At 39.0% G+C, this 1,028-nt stretch carries 1 protein-coding gene; it reads left to right on the plus strand.

Translation table 11 applies throughout. The features are described from left to right. A partial coding sequence (locus CDC33_RS24465; protein ID WP_146195889.1) for a tetratricopeptide repeat protein occupies positions 1–1,028 on the plus strand: 1,028 nt, incomplete at both ends.

Below are 1,028 nucleotides of genomic sequence, written 5' to 3' on the forward strand. Positions count from 1 at the left end.
CAAGCCATTGAGTGTGCAAATCAACACTTAGCCATCCGTCAGCAGTTGGATGACCAAGTTAATATTGCTGGTGCTTATCGGCAATTAGGATGGATTTATCAAGAATGGGGTAAATCCGAGCAAGCCATCAATTACTTTCAACAAAGCCGCGACCTTTATCAACAATTAGGCAAAGATAAATATGTAGCTAATCTGTGGTACTGGCTAGGGTATTGCTATCGAGAATGGGGTAAATACGAAGAAGCTATTGAGTGTCAAAATCAAGACTTAGGCATCCATCAGCAGTTGGATGACCAAGTTAATATTGCACTAGCTTTCTTTCGATTAGGAAGGATTTATCAAGATTGGGGTAAATTCGAGCAAGCCATCAATTACTTTCAACAAAGCCGCGACCTTTATCAACAATTAGGCAAAGATAAATATGTAGCTGATCAGTGGTATTGGCTAGGGGTTTGCTATCGAGAATGGGGTAAATACGAACAAGCTATTGAGTGTACAAATCAACACTTAGCCATCCGCCAGCAGTTGGATGACCAAGTTAATATTGCTGCTGCTTATCGGCAATTAGGAAAGATTTATCAAGAATGGGGTAAATATGAGCAAGCCATCAATTACTTTCAACAAAGCCGCGACCTTTATCAAGAATTAGGCAAAGATAAAGATGTAGCTAATCTATTGAAATGGTTAGGAAATTGCTATCGAGAATGGGGTAAATACGAACAAGCTATTGAGTGTGCAAATCAACACTTAGCCATTTATCAGCAGTTGGATGACAAAGTTAATATTGCTGATGCTTATTTTCAAATAGGAAGGATTTATAAAGATTGGGGTAAATTCGAGCAAGCCATCAATTACTTTCAACAAAGCCGCGACCTTTATCAAGAATTAGGCAAAGATAAAGATGTAGCTAATCTGTGGAACTGGCTAGGGAATTGCTATCGAGAATGGGGTAAATACGAACAAGCTGTTGAGTGTGAAAATCAAGATTTAGCCATCCGTCAGCAGTTGGATGACCAAGTTAATATTGC

Source organism: Nostoc commune NIES-4072 (genome assembly GCF_003113895.1).
GTDB classification, from domain to species: Bacteria; Cyanobacteriota; Cyanobacteriia; order Cyanobacteriales; family Nostocaceae; genus Nostoc; species Nostoc commune.